Source organism: Pseudooceanicola sediminis, from assembly GCF_003575965.1.
GTDB lineage: Bacteria > Pseudomonadota > Alphaproteobacteria > Rhodobacterales > Rhodobacteraceae > Pseudooceanicola > Pseudooceanicola sediminis.
The window spans coordinates 35,739-51,736 of sequence record NZ_QWJJ01000018.1 but is presented as its reverse complement, the minus strand read 5'-3'; the positions used below and the strand labels follow the sequence as shown (position 1 = coordinate 51,736).

The window sequence follows — 15,998 nt, the reverse complement described above, 5'->3', positions numbered from 1 at the left end:
TATCAAGCGTGTTTCGGATCAGCCCGATCTGCAACCTTGGCGATGAACAGGAAGAGGGGAGAGCCCGTGCATGGCTGAGGAATTCAACACCGCGACACGCATTGTCCGGCGCGATACTGCGGCACCGATCCAGCGGATCAAGACAGAGGTCTGCATCGTCGGGGCCGGAATATCCGGCGTCACCGCGGCGTTGCAGGCCGCCAAGCTGGGCCGCAAGGTGGTGCTGGTCGACAGTCAGCCGGCACTTGGGGGGCAGGCCGTCAACTCGATCATCGCGACGTTCTGCGGGTTGTTTTCCAACGGCACCCACGGTTTTCAGTTCACCCATGGCATTGCCGACGACATGCTCAAGTGGCTGGAGGCACAGGACAAGGCGCACTACTATCGGCACGGCCCCAACACGACGGTGCTGTATTACGACGAGGTGGCCCTGGGCCGCTGGGTCGAACAAAGCATCCTGGCCGCGGGCATCAACGTGGTGCTGGGCGCGACGCTGAATGGCACGGTTGTGGAAAACGGCCGGATCGTGCGCACCAGTTTCGTCACCCGCTACGGGCCGCTGGATATCGAGGCGGACGGATATGTCGACAGTTCGGGCGATGCCGCGCTGATCTGGCAGGCCGGGTTCGAATGCCGCGAACCGGATCGCAACGGAGTGTTCGGGACGCAGATGGTCGTGCTGGAAAACATCAACGAAGCGGCCCAACCCAGCCGCGAAGAGATCGGCGCCCGAATGAAGGAAGTCGGGGACAAGTACGGGCTGCGGCGGCGCGAGGGGCTGGGCTTTACCATTCCCGGGCGTGGCATTGCCGCAATGAACATGACCCACGTCGAAACCCCGCTGGAGCCTGTCGCGGCCTCGGCCGCCGCGCTGGATGGCAAGGACCAGGCGGCGCGCGCCGTGGAGTTCCTGCGAACGGAATTCAGCGACTGCTTTGGCCAGTCGCGGGTGCGTTCCTTTGGTCTGCCGGGCATCCGTCAGACCCGCTGGATCGTGGGAACCCATCACCTGACCGTCGACGAAATTCGCGCCGGCACCAAGTTCGACAGCGCAATCGGGCGCACCGCCTGGCCGATCGAACTGCATGACCACGATGACGGCCACCACTGGATCGTCTTCGACAAGGACCACGTGCACTATATTCCGCTGGGCAGTCTGACCCCGGCGGGCTGTCACAACGTCGTCGCGGCCGGGCGCTGCATCGATGCCGACAGCGCGGCGTTGTCCTCCGTTCGGGTCATGGGGCCGTGCATGGCCATGGGCATGGCGGCGGCCCATGCGCTCGATCTTGCCGGTACCGGATCGATCCATCAGATCGACATGGATGCAATGCGCGCGCGGGTGTCGGATAATGTCGATCGCGAACACTACCGCTGGGACGAAAAAGAACTGGCGTCTGTCGCGACGATTTCCTGATTGTGAACTCTGGGAGGAGTCATGCAACTTACCGATGAAGAATGCGCGATGCGCGACGGCGACAAGGGCGAGGGGGTTGCCGCCGCGATGGATCTGCTGATCCGTTACGGAGAGGCGCTTGGCGCGGAACGCCTGATCAGGACCGACAACGTCGCAGGCGCCTTCAACGCCTCGACGCCGTCGATCCGCCCGATTGCCGAACGCGGCATGGAAGAGGTGTTTTCCAAGCTGAACCTGGACAGCGACAAGGTGGTCGAGATCCCGCACGTGGCAGCGCGGACCTGCCAGCTGATCACCGGGATCGACGACCAGAACTGGGCCTTGCAGGGCGCCGATCCGCAGATGGTCGAGATACAGCGCAAGAACGAAGCCTTTATCGGCAAGCGCGGCATCAACCTGTTTGCCACCTGCACGCCCTACCAGGTCGGCAACGTGCCGGTGCTGGGGGAACATTGCGCCTGGATGGAAAGCTCGGCCGTGATCTATTGCAACGGCGCGCTCGGCGGGCGCACCAACGTCGAGGGCAAGGAAAGCACAGGCGCGGCGGCGCTGACCGGGCGCATTCCCTACTGGGGCTATCACCTGACCGAAAATCGCTTCGGCAATCGCCTGATCCGTGTCGAGGTCGAGGTCGAGAGCATGATGGACTGGGGCCTGCTGGGCTATTTCACCGGCGAGTCGGTGGAGGAGAACATCCCCGTCATCGAAGGCGCCCTGGGGCATCACGACCTGGTCAAGCTCAAGCATTTCGGCGCGGCGGCGGCATCGTCCGGCGGGGTCGAGATGTACCACCTGCCGGGCAAGACCCCCGAGGCGCGCGACAGCGCCGAGGCCTTTGGCACCCGCGAAGCCGAGGAAACCTTTGTCTACGACGCGGCGGCGCGCAAACGCATGTACGAAAACCTGCAAAGCGCCACCGACGACAAGGTCGATTTCATCATGCTGGGGTGCCCGCACAACAGCATCGAACAGGTCGGCAGGATCGCCCATCTGCTTGACGGGAAACGCCTGCACCCGGACGTGCGGTTGTGGGTGCATACCCCGCGCGCGATCCGCTCGGTGGCCGAACGCTCAGGCTATGTCGCGCTGATCGAGGCGGCGGGCGGCCAGGTCATGTCGGACACATGTCCCGCCATTTCGCGGAGTCTGCCCGAAGGCACGCGTGTCATTGCCACCGATTCCGCGAAACAGGCACATTATCTGCCGGCGATCGCAAACGTGCAGGGCTGGTTCGGATCGGTCGAGGCCTGCATCGACGCCGGGCTTTCGGGCCGCTGGAGGGGGGATTTCTGATGAAGGTCATGACATCTCCGCTCATCCTGACGGGGCGAAAGGTCGTCGGCGGCTACGCCGAGGGCGAAGCCCTGGTGACCACCCAGACCATTTCGGGCTGGGGCGGCATCAACGAACGGGACGGCTCCATCATCGAACGGCGACACGAACTGGTCGGACAGAGCTTTGCCGGAAAGATCCTGATCTTTCCCGGTGCCAAGGGGTCCTCGGGATGGTCGGCGTTCTTTCACATGACACGGCTGAACGATGTCGCCCCGGCGGCAATGCTGTTTACCCGCATGACCACGAAAATCGCCCTGGGCGCCGTGGTCACCCGTGTTCCGGCCATGACCGCGTTCGACGCCGATATTTACCAGACGATCAAGACGGGTGACCATGTCGTTGTCGATGCGGATGCCGGCACCGTCACGGTCCATCCCACCTGAAAGGCACATCATGAGCGATACCCCGAAAAACAGCCGCGCGCTGCGCAGCAACTTTGGCATCGGTTCCTCTTTCTGGGCGGTGCGGCGCGCACAGTGGCGTGCCCTCGGCCTGAGCGACGACGACATGACGCGCCCAAAGATCGCCGTCATCAACACCTCTTCGGAACTGGCGATCTGCTTCAGCCATCTGGACCACATCGCGGAACGGGTGAAACAATCGATCCGCGATGCCGGCGGTCTGCCGTTCGAGGTGCGCACCGCCGCCCCCAGCGATTTCATCCATTCCGCCGGGTCCGCCGGGCGCTATATCCTGCCGACCCGCGACCTGATCACCAATGACATCGAGGTTCAGGTCGAGGGCGCGCAACTGGACGGCATGGTCTGCCTTGCCTCCTGCGACAAGACCGGGCCGGGGCAGTTGATGGCGGCGGCGCGTCTGAACATTCCCACGATCTTCGTCATCTGCGGCTATCAGGACAGCGGCGAGGTCGACGGCCAGCATGTCGATATCGAAGACGTCTTTCTGGGGGCCGGGCATCACGCCATGGGTGCGATCAGCCTGGATCGTCTGACCGCCATGTCGGAAAACGCGATCCGGTCGCCCGGCGTGTGTTCCGGCATGGGCACCGCGAATTCCATGCACTCGGTGATCGAGGCGCTCGGGATGTCGCTGCCGGGCACCGCGCCGGTGCGTGCCAGCGGAACGAAGATGCTGGACAACGCCGCCGAGGCTGGCCGGCGCATCGTCGACATGGTCTGGGAAGACCTGCGCCCCCGCGACATCCTGACCGAGGCCGCGTTCGAAAATGCCGTCAAGACGGTCTTTGCGCTGTCCGCCTCCATCAACACCGTCAAGCATTTGCAAGCCGTCGCGACCGAGGCGCAATCCGGGGTCGACGTCTACGGCATGTATGAACGCTTCATGGATGATGTCCCGGTCCTGTGCGCCGTGCGCCCCTCCGGCACATCCTCGATAGAGGAGCTTGAGGACGGCGGCGGCGCGCGCGGTATTCTCAAGCAGCTTGGCCCGCTGGCACGGGGGGATGCCCGCAGCGTCGCAGGCAAATCCCTGGCCGAACTGCTGGAAGGTTACACGCCGCCGACGGACACCATACGCCCGCTCAGCGATCCCATTTCGGACCGGCCCGCCATCGTCATGGTGCGCGGCAACCTTGCCCCCGACATGGCCATCATCAAGCTGGGCCTGCGTTATGACCGAAAGCTCAAGGTCACCGGCCCCGCCGTGATTTTCGAACAGCCCAACGACGCGATCGAAGGCGTCAGGACGGGCAAGGTCAAGGCGGGGGACGTGGTCGTGCTGCGCGGGCTTGGCCTGAAGGGCGGGCCGGGGATGGGCATGGCCTCAAGGCTGGTGTTCGCGATCGAGGGCGCGGGCCTGGGCGCAGATGTCTCCGTCGTGACCGACGGTCAGCTTTCCGGCCTGGTGAACAAGGGCCTGGTGGTGGGCGAAGTCTCGCCCGAGGCGCATGGCGGTGGCCCGCTGGGTCTGCTGGTCGAAGGCGACATGATCACCATCGACGTTTTGGCGCGCCGGGTCGATGCCGACGTCAGCCCCGAGGAAATGGCGCGGCGCGCGGCGGCCCTGCCGGCGCCCGCGCTGTCGGATCAACGCGGCTGGCTGTCGATCTACGAACGCGCGGTTGGCCCGATGGACAAGGGCGCAACCCTCGGCCCCGTCGACAGCTGAGCGCACCGGTGCGGGCCGGATCAGGCACCGGCCCGCCGCAACAGAACGTCAATCTGCCCTGACGCACCACGATCTCTCGCGTCCAAAGCCCGGCAAACCGCCGGGCTTTGATCGTATGGGGGCAGGGCCCTTGCCTTGCGGTCATAGCACCGCGCAGCGCGGGAATGCCCCCCCGGCTGCCCGGATTCGTCCGATCGGCGGCCGAGGTCGCGTTGGTGATGTCGGGATGCTGACAGGAACATGAATGTGAGATTTGCTCGGGCAGCAGGGCGGCATCGCCCGGCGGATCGCGCCCATTCAGGATGGGCGGCACCCCCCGCCATGACAAGGCGGGTGGGCGTCGCGCATCGCAACGTGCGCGCGCCCTGCCCACCGAAACCGACCCCGCACGGAACCATGTCGCAGGCGGGCAGGTGGGCGCGTTCACCGCGCCCACCCCAAGGCGTCCTACATCAGGCTCGGCAGGTAGAGCGAGATTTGCGGATAGACCACCAGCAGGAACATCACCACGACCTCGCACCCCAGGAACCAGCCGACGCCCCTGAAGATCGTGCCGAGCGATATTTCGTCCCCCACCGCAGATTTCACCACGTAGACGTTGAACCCCACCGGCGGCGTCAACAGCCCGATCTCGATGAACTTGACCACGATGACGCCCAGCCAGATCGGATCGGCCCCTACCGCGGCAAACATCGGCTGCATGACCGGCAGCGACAGCAGCAGCACGCCCAGCGGGTCCAGGAACATCCCCAGGATCAGGTAGATGACACTGGCCGCCAGAACCAGCTGATACGGCCCCAGTTCCAGCATGCGGATCAGGTTGCCCATGTAGACGGGCATCCCCGACAGGGCCAGGAACTTGGCAAACATCACCGCGCCATAGGCCACGAACAGCAGCGACGCAGTCGTCACGACCGCCTCGACGACGCTTTTGCGCAGCACCCCGAAGGTCATGCGCCGCTGGCTGACGGCGATTGCGCAGGCCAGCAAGGCCCCCGCGGCGCCCGCCTCGGTCGGCGTGAACAGCCCCCCGTACAGCCCGCCGATGATGCCGAAGATCAGCACCAGCACCGGCCAGACCGGCCAGAGGGCGCGCCAGCGCTGCGCCCATAGCGTGCCGTCGGCGTCCTCGACCCGGATCCGCGGCGCGATCGAGGGCTGCAGCCAGGACCGCCCGACGATCATCACCATGTAGACAGTCGCAGTCAGCAGCCCTGGCAGGATCCCGGCCATCAGCAGCTTGGTGATAGATACCTCTGCAAAGACGCCGTAGATCACGAACATGATCGAGGGCGGGATCAGCGCCCCCAACGTGCCCGAAGACGCCACGACCCCGGCCGCAAGCCCCTTGTCATAGCCGTTTTTCAGCATCTCGGGGATGGCCAGCTTGCTCATCGTTGCGGCGGTGGCCACCGACGACCCCGACGCGGCGGCAAAGCCCGCCGAGGCCAGGTTGGTCGCCACGGCAAGGCCCCCCGGCAACCCAGACGCCCACAGCCGTGCGGCGCGGAACAGGGCAATGGAAATACCGGAGTGGTGCGCAATGGCGCCCATCAGGATGAACATCGGAATAGCGGACAGACCCCAGTTGGCAGCCACCTCGAACGGCGTTTGCTGCATCACGTTCATCGCGACATTCATGTTGCGCAGCAGGGACAGCCCGACCACCGCAACGATACCGAGGGCAACGCCGATCGGGATGCGCACGGCAATCAGGACGAGGACAAGGAAAAGGCCCAGCCCTCCGATCATCGGACCACTCATTGCGGCTCTCCCTCGTCGGGCAGGCGCGCGTCCCGGATGTCATTGACGATCTGGATGATCACGTAGATGCCCATCGTCAGAAAGCCGACGGGGATCAGCCAGCGCGATGGCCATATCTCGACATATCCGGTCGCCGCTTCCCATGCTTCGTGGATATGGGTCTTTTCGATGGCGGTCTTGACCACCTGCCAGCAAAAGACACCGACGTAGATCAGCGTCGCCAGACCGGCGACCGCATCCATCCGCAACAGCGACCGTTTCGACAGACCCGCCGTGAACAGCTCGACGATGATATGCCCGCGCTGCTTCGCGATCCAGGCAATCGGCAGAAAGGCGATGCAGACCATGTAATAGGCCGACACGATCTCGGTCGTGCCGATCAGCGGCTGGTTCAGGAACGTGCGCATGGCGACATCCGCGCAGACATGCAGCATCATGATGACGACGACAATGCAGGCGACCACGGTGGCCAGGCCTGCAAAGCCGTCCAGCAAACGTTTCAATTGGGGCATTTTCCACTTTCACGATCAGGGTGAAACGCGGGGCCCTGAGGCCCCGCACCAACGCTCTGCGCGTCGTCTCACGGTGCCTCGGGTCACAGGGCCTCGGGGTCCACCTTGGAATAGACTTCGCGGTTCAGCGCCTCGGTGAACTTGTCGACGTCCATGCCGATGTCCTGCGAAAGGCCGTGCCACTTGTCCAGAAGATCGCTGTAGGTTGCCAGCAGGCCTTCGATGTCCTCCACCCCGGCAGCCGTGGCAATCTCCACGATCTCGGCGGTCTGCTCGTCCGTGCGTTCCTGCATGATGGCGGCGAAATCATCCCCACCGGTGTTGAAGGTGATGCCCTTTTGCAGCGCCGCGTCCTTGACCTCGGCGTCGACCTCAAGCTGCGCCTCGATCGTGCCGATGGCGACCAGTCGTGCCGCGTTGTCGATATGGGCCTTGCGCTGTTCCGGGGTCATCGCGTTCCAGGCGTCGCGGTTGACGTACATCAGCATCGGCGGCCCCGCCATGCCCAGAGGATAATCCAGCACGTAATCAACGATGTCCATGTAGCCATAGTTGCGCAGCCAGGCGAGCGAGCCCATCACGCAATCGACCACGCCGCGTTCCAGCGCGGCGGTCGCTTCGGCCGGGTTCATGGCCACGGGTGTTGCGCCCGTTTTCTTGATCACCGCAACGCCCCCGCCCGAGGCCCGCACCTTGACCCCGTCCAGATCGGCCACGGTCTTGACCTCGGGTTTGCACATCAGCAGGTAAGGCGTGGTATTGTAGCCCGCAAACCCCACGGCATTGTTGCGCTTGAACTCCGCCTGGCATTGCGGGCAGTTCAGCATCAGCAGTTCGTTCATGGCGCCGGCGGTTCCCACCACATCGTCCCCCGCAACCGTACGGTTGAAGATCGCGTTCGTCGCCGGCAGTTCGCGTGGCGTGTAGGGGGCCATTGTCGTGCCCGCATCGATCAGGTTGCCCTTCACCGCATCGACGGTGCCCGGGCCACTGGCCAGCTGACCACCTGGAACGAGGGTCCACTCCACCTCCCCTTGGGTCGCCTCCTCGATCAGCTTGAAATATGCCGGCAGCGCAATCTGGTTGGTCGACGCATTGGCCCCCATCCACGAGCCGTAGACCAATTCCTTGGCGGACAACCCCGGTGCGGCCAGCATGGCGGCCACGCCGAGGGCGATTCCCATTTTCTTGAACATTGTCTTTCCTCCCTAGACACAGGTTCAACCGCTTATGGCGGTGTGCCTCAAGCGAGGATGAGACGGTATTAGGCATCAAACCAGCACGATTGTCGGAAAGAAGCTTTCGTGAATTGGAACAGCTGGCCCCGTTCTGCCCCGCAGATGGTCGTCTTTCGCGCGGTTTCACGGGCAAATCTGCCCTGTCAGTCCTGCTTGCTCCGCCGCAGGGGCGGTAGGCCAAATCCAGCCACCCCGAAGAACCACGCCCCAGGGGAGCGAATTACTTAACATAATTCATATTATGAAATCCGCCGATCCCGAGGGGCCACCCCCCCGGTTCAGACCGGGCCAGAGGTCAGGCAGCGCACCAGTTCCAGCGAATTGCGCACGCCAAAACGCGTCATCAGCCGGGTCTTGTGGACATGGACCGTGCGCGGCGAAATCTCCAGCCGCCGGGCGATTTCCTTTGCCGTCAGCCCCTCGACCAGCAGCATCCCCACCTGCCGTTCGCGGCGGGTCAGCGCCACCACGGGCCGCTCGGCCGATATGTCGGAAAAGCTCCAGACGGCGCGGGTCAGCGGGCGCGACGGGTCCATCGACTGGCCCCGCACGCGGCACCAGAACAGCGCATCGCCCTTGCGCCGCATGATCCGTTCATCCGCATAGACGCCATGCAGCGACAACTCGCGGCTCCATTGCTGGCCCGTATGATCGAAATCGTCAGGGCTGGGATACAGCAGTGCCAGAGACTGGCCCACCAGCTCCTCGGCGCCATAGCCAAAGATCGCGGCAAAGCGATGATTGCAGCGCCGGATCAGGCGATCTTCGGAATACAGCAACCCGATGGGCGCTGCGTCAAAGATCGCACTGTCGAGGGTCTGAACGGGCATCGGCTTATCCCCCCGATTAGGTAACATTGCGGAATATCCCGGCGCAGGCCGCACCGCTAAACTGCCATCCGGGACAGGAGGACACCATGCAACCATGTATCACCGGCTGGGGCCATACCAAATTCGGCGCGCTGCGCGATCAGAGTCTTGAAGATCTGATCACCGCCGCCGCGCGCGAGGCGCTGGATCACGCGGGCGTCGAGGCGGCCGATGTCGATGGCATCTGGCTGGGCCATTTCAACGCGGGCATGGTGCCCGACGCCTTTGCCGCCTCGCTGGTGCTGGGGGTGGACGACGCCCTGCGCTTTACCCCCGCGACGCGGTGCGAAAACGCCTGTGCCTCCGGCTCCGCCGCGATCTATGCCGCGCTTGAGGCCGTGCGCAGCGGGTCGGCAAAGGTCGCACTGGTCGTCGGGGTCGAGAAGATGACCGCGCTGGATACGGCCGGTGTCACGCAATCCCTCGCCGGGGCGTCCTATCAGGCCGAGGAATCCGGCGTCAGTTTTCCGCAGATCTTTGGCCGCATCGCCGGTCAGTATTTTCAGCAGTTCGGCGACCAATCGGCGGCGCTGGCGCAGATCGCCGTCAAGAACCACGCCAACGCCATGGCCAACCCCCTGGCCCACATGCAGAAACCCGTCACGTTTGAATTCTGCGACACCGTATCGGACAAGAACCCGATGATCGCCGCCCCCCTGCGCATGACCGATTGTTCGCTGATCACCGACGGCGCGGCGGCGCTTGTCATCGTCGCGCCGGACCTGGCGGGCGATTTCCCCCGCGCGGTCACCTTTCGCGCCAGCACGCAGGTCAACGATTTCCTGCCCATGTCACGCCGCGACATGACGGAACTGACCGGCGCAAAGATGGCATTTCAGCGTGCCTTCGATACCGCGGGCATCACCCTGCCCGACGTCGATTTCGCCGAGGTCCACGATTGCTTCACCATTGCCGAGCTGATGATCTATGAGGCCATGGGCCTGAAACCCAAGGGCCACGGCGCCGAAGCGGTGGCCGAGGGCACGGTGCTGAAGGGCGGCGCGCTGCCGATCAACCTGTCGGGCGGGCTCAAGGCCAAGGGCCACCCGGTGGGGGCGACGGGCGTGTCGATGCACGTCTTAGCCGCGCGCCAGCTGACCGGCACGGCGGACGACATGCAGGCCCCGGGGGCCGAACTGGGGGTCGTCTTCAACATGGGCGGATCCGGCGTCGCGAACTACTGCTCGGTTCTCGAGGCCGCACGATGAACCCCGCGGAATGGCTGGCGCGCGCCGCGCGCGATACACCCGCCGCCCCGGCGCTGTTTCACGGCACGCGGCAGGTCTGCGATTATGCGGGCTTTGCCCGGCAGGCGGCCGCAATCGCCGCTGGCCTGCACGCCCGTGGCATCGCGCAGGGGGATCGCGTGGCGATCTTCATGCCCAACTGCGTCGACTACCTGCCGATCCTCTTCGGCATCTTCTGGGCCGGGGCGACCGCCGTGCCGGTGAACGGCAAGCTGCACGCCAGGGAAGCGGCCTGGATTGTCGCCCATTCCCGCGCGGCGCTGGTTTTCGCCAAAGACCCTGAGGCGCTGACCGCGACGGGCGATATCGGCACCACCCCCTGCATCGCGCCGGGCAGCGCCGATTTCGCCACCCTGACCGCCGCACCTCCTCACGACTGGCCCGCCGCGATGGACCGCGATGACACCGCCTGGCTGTTCTATACCTCGGGCACCACCGGGCGGCCCAAGGGCGCGATGCTCAGCGCGGGCAACCTCATGGCGATGTCGCTGTCCTACCTGGCCGATGTCGATGACGTCTCGCCGCGGGATGCCGCGCTCTATGCCGCGCCGATGTCGCACGGCGCAGGCCTCTATGCCTTTGTGCATATCCTGCGCGGTGCCCGCCACGTCGTGCCCGAAAGCGGCGGTTTCGATCCGGCCGAAATCCTGTCGCTGGCGCGCAGCCTGCGCAATATCTCGATGTTCGCCGCCCCGACCATGGTAAAGCGGCTGGTCGATACCGCCCGCGCCTGCCAGTCGAATGGCGACGGGATCAAGACCATCGTTTACGGCGGCGGCCCGATGTACGTGGCCGACATCCAGACGGCACTGGCGGTGCTGGGGCCGAAGTTCGTGCAGATCTATGGCCAGGGCGAGGCACCGATGACCATCTCGGCGCTGTCACGTGCCGACCTTGCCGATCACGACCACCCCGATTGGGCGGCGCGCCTCGCCTCGGTCGGGCGGGCGCAGAGCGTGGCCGAGGTGCGCATTCTTGCCCCCGACGCCAGCCCCCTGCCCCGCGGCGAAATCGGAGAGATCGCCGTGCGCGGGCCGCAGGTCATGCGCGGCTACCTAGACAACCCCGAGGCAAACGCCCGCGCCCTGCGCGACGGCTGGCTGCTGACCGGCGACCTGGGGCATCTCGACCCGGCGGGCTATCTGCACCTGCATGACCGCGCCCGCGACATGGTGATTTCCGGCGGCTCCAACATCTACCCGCGCGAGGTCGAGGAGGCGCTGCTGACCCACCCCGACATCAGCGAAGTTTCGGTCATCGGCACCCCCGATCCCGACTGGGGAGAGATCGTTGTCGCCTTCGTCGTGCCCCGCGACGGCACGCCCCCCGATCCGCGCTCGATGGATGATGCCTGCACGGCGATGATTGCCCGGTTCAAGAAACCGAAGCGCTATATCCTTGTCCCCGAATTGCCCAAGAACAACTATGGCAAGGTGCTGAAAACCGAATTGCGCGCACAGCTGACCCCCGATCCGACACCCGTGCCGGCCGCCAGCTGAGCGCCTAGCCGGCTGTCCCCAGTCGGCTGTCCCCAATCGGCGGCCCCCCCGCAGTCTCACCTGACGGGGTGCCGCCGCAACGGTACACGGCACTGGTCGGCATCGTCGCGGCCCCGGGGCAGGATCCGCAAAAATAAAACCGTTCACTTACCGCTCGGATACCGTTCAAATACCGACGTCGGAATCTGGCGATATCAATGGTTTACGCGGATTTCACCGACGCTTCAGGCGTCGGTGGCCAGTTCAGGCCAATACAGCCGCGTCGGGTTGTGCACCAACAGCTTTTCCAGCAGCGCCTGTTCCGGTGCGATCCGGCTCAGCAAATCCACCAGCGCGCCATCGTCCGGCATGTCCTTCTTGATGTTGGGATGCGGCCAATCGGTGCCCCAAAGCACCCGATCCTCGAACCGCGTCACCAGTTCGCGCGCAAAGGGGACGGCATCATCATAGGGCGGACCCGCACGCGAAATTCTCTCGGCGCCACAGACCTTTACCCAGAACCGCGCATCGCCCATCAGCTCCAGAAGCATCTGAAACGCCCGCTGCTCGACCCCTTTTGAGGCATCGGGCCGGCCCATGTGGTCGATCACCATGGGCACCGGCAGCGCCGTCAGGATCGGCGCCAGAGTCTCCAGCCGGTCGGCTTCGAAATGCACCACCGCGTGCCACCCCAGAGGCGCGATGCGCGCCGCAAGCTCTTGTACCGCCTCGATATTTGCGTCCTTGCCCAGGTGTGTGACAAAGTTGAATCGAATGCCGCGCACCCCCGCCTTGTTCAGGCGGATCAGCTCTTCGTCACTGACATCCCGGTCCACCATCCCCACACCGCGACAGGTGCCGTTTGACCGCGCGATCGCGTCCAGCATCGCGGCATTGTCGGTGCCATGGCAACTGGCCTGTACCAGCACCGTCCGCGCCAGCCCCAACTGGTCGTGCAGCGCCTCCAGCCGGTCCCAGGGGGCATCGACCGGGGTATAGGTGCGCTGCGCTGCAAAGGGAAATTTTTCAGCAGGACCAAAGACATGGCAATGGGCATCGCAGGCCCCCTCAGGCAGCTTCAGCACCGGGGTCGAGGGGTTGGGATGGAAGGGCAAGTTTTCTTTCGACATGGCTCAGACCTCGGACTCAAGGGGGGTGGGACGCGCGACGAACAGCCGGATCAACAGGGCCAGCAGCCCCGCGATACCGATCAGCCGCATCGCCACGGTCAGCACGTCGAGCGAGGTCACGGCCGTCGGCCAGACCACCAGCAGCGCCGCCACCGCAAGGGCGCCGCGTTCGAACGCCGACATGGGCCGCACGAACCAGCCCGCAAAGGCGATGGTCAGACCGACGATGCCGATGGTTGCGAACACGGCCGACAGCGTCACGTCCAGCCCGTTTCCGACCATCAGCAGCCCCGGCATGGACACGAAGAGGAACGGCACGAACAGCTTGACGAAGCCAAGGCGGACCGCCTCCATCGCCGTGCCATTGGCATCCCCGCCCGAGATCGAGGCCGCCGCAAAAGCGGCCAGTGCGACCGGAGGGGTAATGGCGGAAACAAGGCCGTAGTAGAAAATAAACATATGCGCGACAATGGGTTCGATACCCAATCGGGTCAGCGCGGGGGCCACCAGAACCGCCAGCAGCAAGTAGGCAGCCGAGGTCGGCAACCCCATCCCCAGCACGAAGGACACCACCGCCGTCAGCAACAGGATCGCCAGGATACTGGTGCCGCCCAGGTCGACGATCAGCCCCGACAACATCAAGCCCAGCCCCGTCAGGTTCAGCACTCCGATGACCGCGCCCGCCGCTGCGACGGCGGCAATGATCGGCATCGTCGCCAGCAGTGTGTCGCGACACACGGCGACAAGATCAACCAGGCCGACCCGCGTGTCCTTGCGCCACGGCGAAATCAGCAGTGCGGCGACGATACACATCACCGCCGCCCGCGTCGGAGTGTAGCCGGCGATCAGGAAACCGACCAGCCCGATCAGCGGCAGCAAGAGGTAACCGCGCTTGGTCAGCGTGCTCCAGAGCAGCGCCAGTCCCGCATCCATGTCCCGTTGCAGGCCAAGCCGCCCCGCCTCGAGCCGGACCGAGATCATCAGCGCCAGCACATAGAGTAGCCCCGGGATCAGCGCGGCCAGCGCGATGGTGCCATAGGGAACGCCAATGATTTCAGCCATCAGAAAGGCCGCGGCCCCCATGACGGGCGGCAGGATCTGTCCCGCCGAGGAGGCCGCGGCCTCGATCGCACCGGCCAGGTTGGCCGAATAGCCCGTCCGTTTCATCAGCGGAATGGTAAAGGTGCCCGTGGTCACCACGTTGGCCACGGCCGAGCCGTTGATCGTGCCCAGCATCGCCGAGGCAAGGGCCGCGGACAGCCCCGGCCCGCCGACCATGCGCCCCGTCAGACCGCGCGCGATATCGACGAAAACCTCGCCCGTGCCGATCTTCATCAGCAACCCGCCCAGCAGCGCGAAAAGAAAGATATATTCGACAGCGACGCCCATCGGCACGCCATAGACGCCTTCGGTCGACAGCATGAGGGTCGAGGCGAGCCTGCGCAGGTCATACCCACCATGGCCATATTGCCCCGGAATCAGATAGCCGAACCAGGCATAGACAAGCGCCAGCGCCATCATGATGACCAGCGGCCAGCCAAGCGCCATGCGCACCAGCACAAAGACCACAGCCATCAGGCCGACGAATATCGGCAGATCGACCGGGGTCGCCATCGCTCCGCGCATCACGATGTCGATATAGCTTTGTTCGATGTGAAAACCCGGCACCAGCGCCACGAGGGCCAGCGCGTAGCATAGCATCCGCGCCCAGCCCGTGCGGGCTCGCAGGCCCAGAGCCAGCAGCCCGGCAGCCGCCACGAGAGAGAAGAAAACCGCGCGCAGGATAAGCGCGGTGATCAGGCCGAAATAGGCTCCGTAAATCACCAGTGCGGTGACCAGAAGTGCAAGCCCGGCATAGAGGAGGGAGATGATCGCCACCTCCCCCCGGCCGCGATCCTCGGCACGGTTCAACAGTAAGGTATCGAGAATACGCGACATTTTTGCTCGCCTCAGTCTTGCTTGTGTGCGTCGAAATACGCCTGTGCGCCCGCGTGCAGCGGGATCGGCATGTTCGGCGCATCCTTGAGGTTGATCGCACGGGCCTGCGGGTGCACCTCGCCCAGCTCCGGCAGGTTGTCAAAGATCGCCGCGGTCAGCTTTTCCACCATGTCGGGGTCGGCATCGGCATTGACGAACAGTGTCGCCGGGTCATTGACGACGCTGACCGGCTCGGTCTGATCCGGGTAGGTGCCGGCGGGAATGTCGTAGGGCTGGTAGAAGGGATAATCCTCGAACAGCGTGCCGACCTTATCCTTGTCAAGCGACAGCAGGACCATGTCATCCTGCGCGTCCAGGTCGATCAGCGCCGCGGTTGGTGCACCGGCGAGAACGACCGTGGCATCGACAGTGCCGTTGGTCAGCGCTGCAACACCTTCGTTGTAGGACAGGAATTCAACCTTGCTCGGGTCAAACACGCCATAGGCCGTCAGCACGCGCTGCGCCAGCACGGCGGCGTTGGATCCCGGAGGGCCCATGTTGACCCGCTTGCCCGCAAGGTCTTCGAAGCCCTTGATGCCCGTCGATTCGATGGTCGCGACCTGAAGGACGGCGGGATACAGGTACGCCATCCCGGCAACCGACTGCTTGTCGCCGTCGAATGCACCGATCCCCTCGGCCGCTTCGTAGAGCGTGGAGGACGAGGAAAAGCCGAACGTGATCTGATCGGCGGCAACGCGGCGGATGTTTTCCACCGATGCGCCCGTCACTTCGGCGCGTGCTGTAACCCCGTCCATATGGCTGTTGATCACGTTGGCAACGCCTGCACCGATCACGTAGAACAGACCGCCCGTGCCGCCTGTACCGATCGAGACACGCTCGTCCGCGAAGGTCGGCGCCGCCAGGCCCGACACCACCGCAACTGCGGCAATAAGTTTGGTAAATTTCATCAATAGTCCTCCCTTTTGATGTAGCGAAAAGT

General features: G+C 64.7%; 13 protein-coding genes. 6 read left to right on the top strand and 7 right to left on the bottom strand.

Annotated elements, in window-relative coordinates; translation table 11 throughout:
- Positions 1 to 70: 70 nt before the first annotated feature.
- Genes DL237_RS17790 through ilvD form a run of 4 tightly spaced genes read left to right on the top strand, consistent with a single transcriptional unit; the run spans position 71 to position 4,843 of the window.
- Complete coding sequence (locus tag DL237_RS17790) at positions 71 to 1,417, top strand: FAD-dependent oxidoreductase (protein ID WP_119400447.1); 1,347 nt, start codon at positions 71 to 73, stop codon at positions 1,415 to 1,417.
- 21 nt (positions 1,418 to 1,438) lie between these two features.
- Positions 1,439 to 2,710 (top strand): aconitase X, encoded by a 1,272-nt coding sequence (locus tag DL237_RS17785; RefSeq protein WP_119400446.1) that lies wholly within the window; start codon positions 1,439 to 1,441, stop codon positions 2,708 to 2,710.
- Between the two features lie 8 nt (positions 2,711 to 2,718).
- Positions 2,719 to 3,135 (top strand): aconitase X swivel domain-containing protein, encoded by a 417-nt coding sequence (locus DL237_RS17780; protein ID WP_233545046.1) that lies wholly within the window; start codon positions 2,719 to 2,721, stop codon positions 3,133 to 3,135.
- 10 nt (positions 3,136 to 3,145) lie between these two features.
- Positions 3,146 to 4,843: a dihydroxy-acid dehydratase gene (ilvD, locus tag DL237_RS17775; RefSeq protein ID WP_119400444.1), complete on the top strand. Its 1,698-nt coding sequence runs from the start codon at positions 3,146 to 3,148 to the stop codon at positions 4,841 to 4,843.
- Between the two features lie 447 nt (positions 4,844 to 5,290).
- Here the strand turns inward: ilvD and DL237_RS17770 are convergent, their stop codons facing one another.
- The 4 genes from DL237_RS17770 to DL237_RS17755 form a co-directional block, all read right to left on the bottom strand.
- A complete protein-coding gene (locus tag DL237_RS17770; protein ID WP_119400443.1) occupies positions 5,291 to 6,607 on the bottom strand; it encodes a TRAP transporter large permease in 1,317 nt (438 codons plus the stop codon).
- Complete coding sequence (locus tag DL237_RS17765) at positions 6,604 to 7,119, bottom strand: TRAP transporter small permease (RefSeq protein ID WP_119400442.1); 516 nt, start codon at positions 7,117 to 7,119, stop codon at positions 6,604 to 6,606. The genes DL237_RS17770 and DL237_RS17765 overlap by 4 nt, the downstream gene beginning before the upstream one ends.
- An 83-nt stretch (positions 7,120 to 7,202) precedes the next feature.
- Positions 7,203 to 8,315, bottom strand: coding sequence for a C4-dicarboxylate TRAP transporter substrate-binding protein (locus DL237_RS17760; RefSeq protein ID WP_119400441.1), 1,113 nt, complete (start codon positions 8,313 to 8,315; stop codon positions 7,203 to 7,205).
- Positions 8,316 to 8,635: 320 nt separating this feature from the next.
- Positions 8,636 to 9,187, bottom strand: a complete 552-nt coding sequence (locus tag DL237_RS17755; protein ID WP_119400440.1) for a PAS and helix-turn-helix domain-containing protein — start codon at positions 9,185 to 9,187, stop codon at positions 8,636 to 8,638.
- An 86-nt stretch (positions 9,188 to 9,273) separates the two neighbouring features.
- Here DL237_RS17755 and DL237_RS17750 point away from each other — a divergent pair, with 86 nt between their 5' ends.
- A complete protein-coding gene (locus DL237_RS17750) occupies positions 9,274 to 10,434 on the top strand; it encodes an acetyl-CoA acetyltransferase (RefSeq protein ID WP_119400439.1) in 1,161 nt (386 codons plus the stop codon).
- On the top strand, positions 10,431 to 11,972 hold the full coding sequence (locus DL237_RS17745) for an AMP-binding protein (RefSeq protein WP_119400438.1): 1,542 nt from the start codon (positions 10,431 to 10,433) through the stop codon (positions 11,970 to 11,972). The genes DL237_RS17750 and DL237_RS17745 overlap by 4 nt, the downstream gene beginning before the upstream one ends.
- A gap of 224 nt (positions 11,973 to 12,196) precedes the next feature.
- Here DL237_RS17745 and DL237_RS17740 read toward each other — a convergent pair whose 3' ends face one another.
- Genes DL237_RS17740 through DL237_RS17730 form a run of 3 tightly spaced genes read right to left on the bottom strand, consistent with a single transcriptional unit; the run spans position 12,197 to position 15,966 of the window.
- Positions 12,197 to 13,081 (bottom strand): amidohydrolase family protein, encoded by an 885-nt coding sequence (locus DL237_RS17740; RefSeq protein ID WP_119400437.1) that lies wholly within the window; start codon positions 13,079 to 13,081, stop codon positions 12,197 to 12,199.
- A 3-nt stretch (positions 13,082 to 13,084) separates the two neighbouring features.
- Positions 13,085 to 15,019, bottom strand: a complete 1,935-nt coding sequence (locus tag DL237_RS17735; RefSeq protein WP_119400436.1) for a TRAP transporter permease — start codon at positions 15,017 to 15,019, stop codon at positions 13,085 to 13,087.
- An 11-nt stretch (positions 15,020 to 15,030) separates the two neighbouring features.
- Positions 15,031 to 15,966 carry a TAXI family TRAP transporter solute-binding subunit gene (locus DL237_RS17730; protein ID WP_119400435.1) on the bottom strand — a complete coding sequence of 312 codons (936 nt, stop codon included), beginning with the start codon at positions 15,964 to 15,966 and terminating at the stop codon, positions 15,031 to 15,033.
- Positions 15,967 to 15,998 lie beyond the last annotated feature (32 nt).

Excerpts from the sequence above, each read along its gene's own strand:
- DL237_RS17790 (WP_119400447.1), top strand. The coding sequence starts at position 71 with ATGGCTGAGGAATTCAACACCGCGACACGCATTGTCCGGCGCGATACT.
- DL237_RS17785 (WP_119400446.1), top strand. The coding sequence starts at position 1,439 with ATGCAACTTACCGATGAAGAATGCGCGATGCGCGACGGCGACAAGGGC.
- DL237_RS17780 (WP_233545046.1), top strand. The coding sequence starts at position 2,719 with ATGACATCTCCGCTCATCCTGACGGGGCGAAAGGTCGTCGGCGGCTAC.
- ilvD (WP_119400444.1), top strand. The coding sequence starts at position 3,146 with ATGAGCGATACCCCGAAAAACAGCCGCGCGCTGCGCAGCAACTTTGGC.
- DL237_RS17770 (WP_119400443.1), bottom strand. The coding sequence starts at position 6,607 with ATGAGTGGTCCGATGATCGGAGGGCTGGGCCTTTTCCTTGTCCTCGTC.
- DL237_RS17765 (WP_119400442.1), bottom strand. The coding sequence starts at position 7,119 with ATGCCCCAATTGAAACGTTTGCTGGACGGCTTTGCAGGCCTGGCCACC.
- DL237_RS17760 (WP_119400441.1), bottom strand. The coding sequence starts at position 8,315 with ATGTTCAAGAAAATGGGAATCGCCCTCGGCGTGGCCGCCATGCTGGCC.
- DL237_RS17755 (WP_119400440.1), bottom strand. The coding sequence starts at position 9,187 with ATGCCCGTTCAGACCCTCGACAGTGCGATCTTTGACGCAGCGCCCATC.
- DL237_RS17750 (WP_119400439.1), top strand. The coding sequence starts at position 9,274 with ATGCAACCATGTATCACCGGCTGGGGCCATACCAAATTCGGCGCGCTG.
- DL237_RS17745 (WP_119400438.1), top strand. The coding sequence starts at position 10,431 with ATGAACCCCGCGGAATGGCTGGCGCGCGCCGCGCGCGATACACCCGCC.
- DL237_RS17740 (WP_119400437.1), bottom strand. The coding sequence starts at position 13,081 with ATGTCGAAAGAAAACTTGCCCTTCCATCCCAACCCCTCGACCCCGGTG.
- DL237_RS17735 (WP_119400436.1), bottom strand. The coding sequence starts at position 15,019 with ATGTCGCGTATTCTCGATACCTTACTGTTGAACCGTGCCGAGGATCGC.
- DL237_RS17730 (WP_119400435.1), bottom strand. The coding sequence starts at position 15,966 with ATGAAATTTACCAAACTTATTGCCGCAGTTGCGGTGGTGTCGGGCCTG.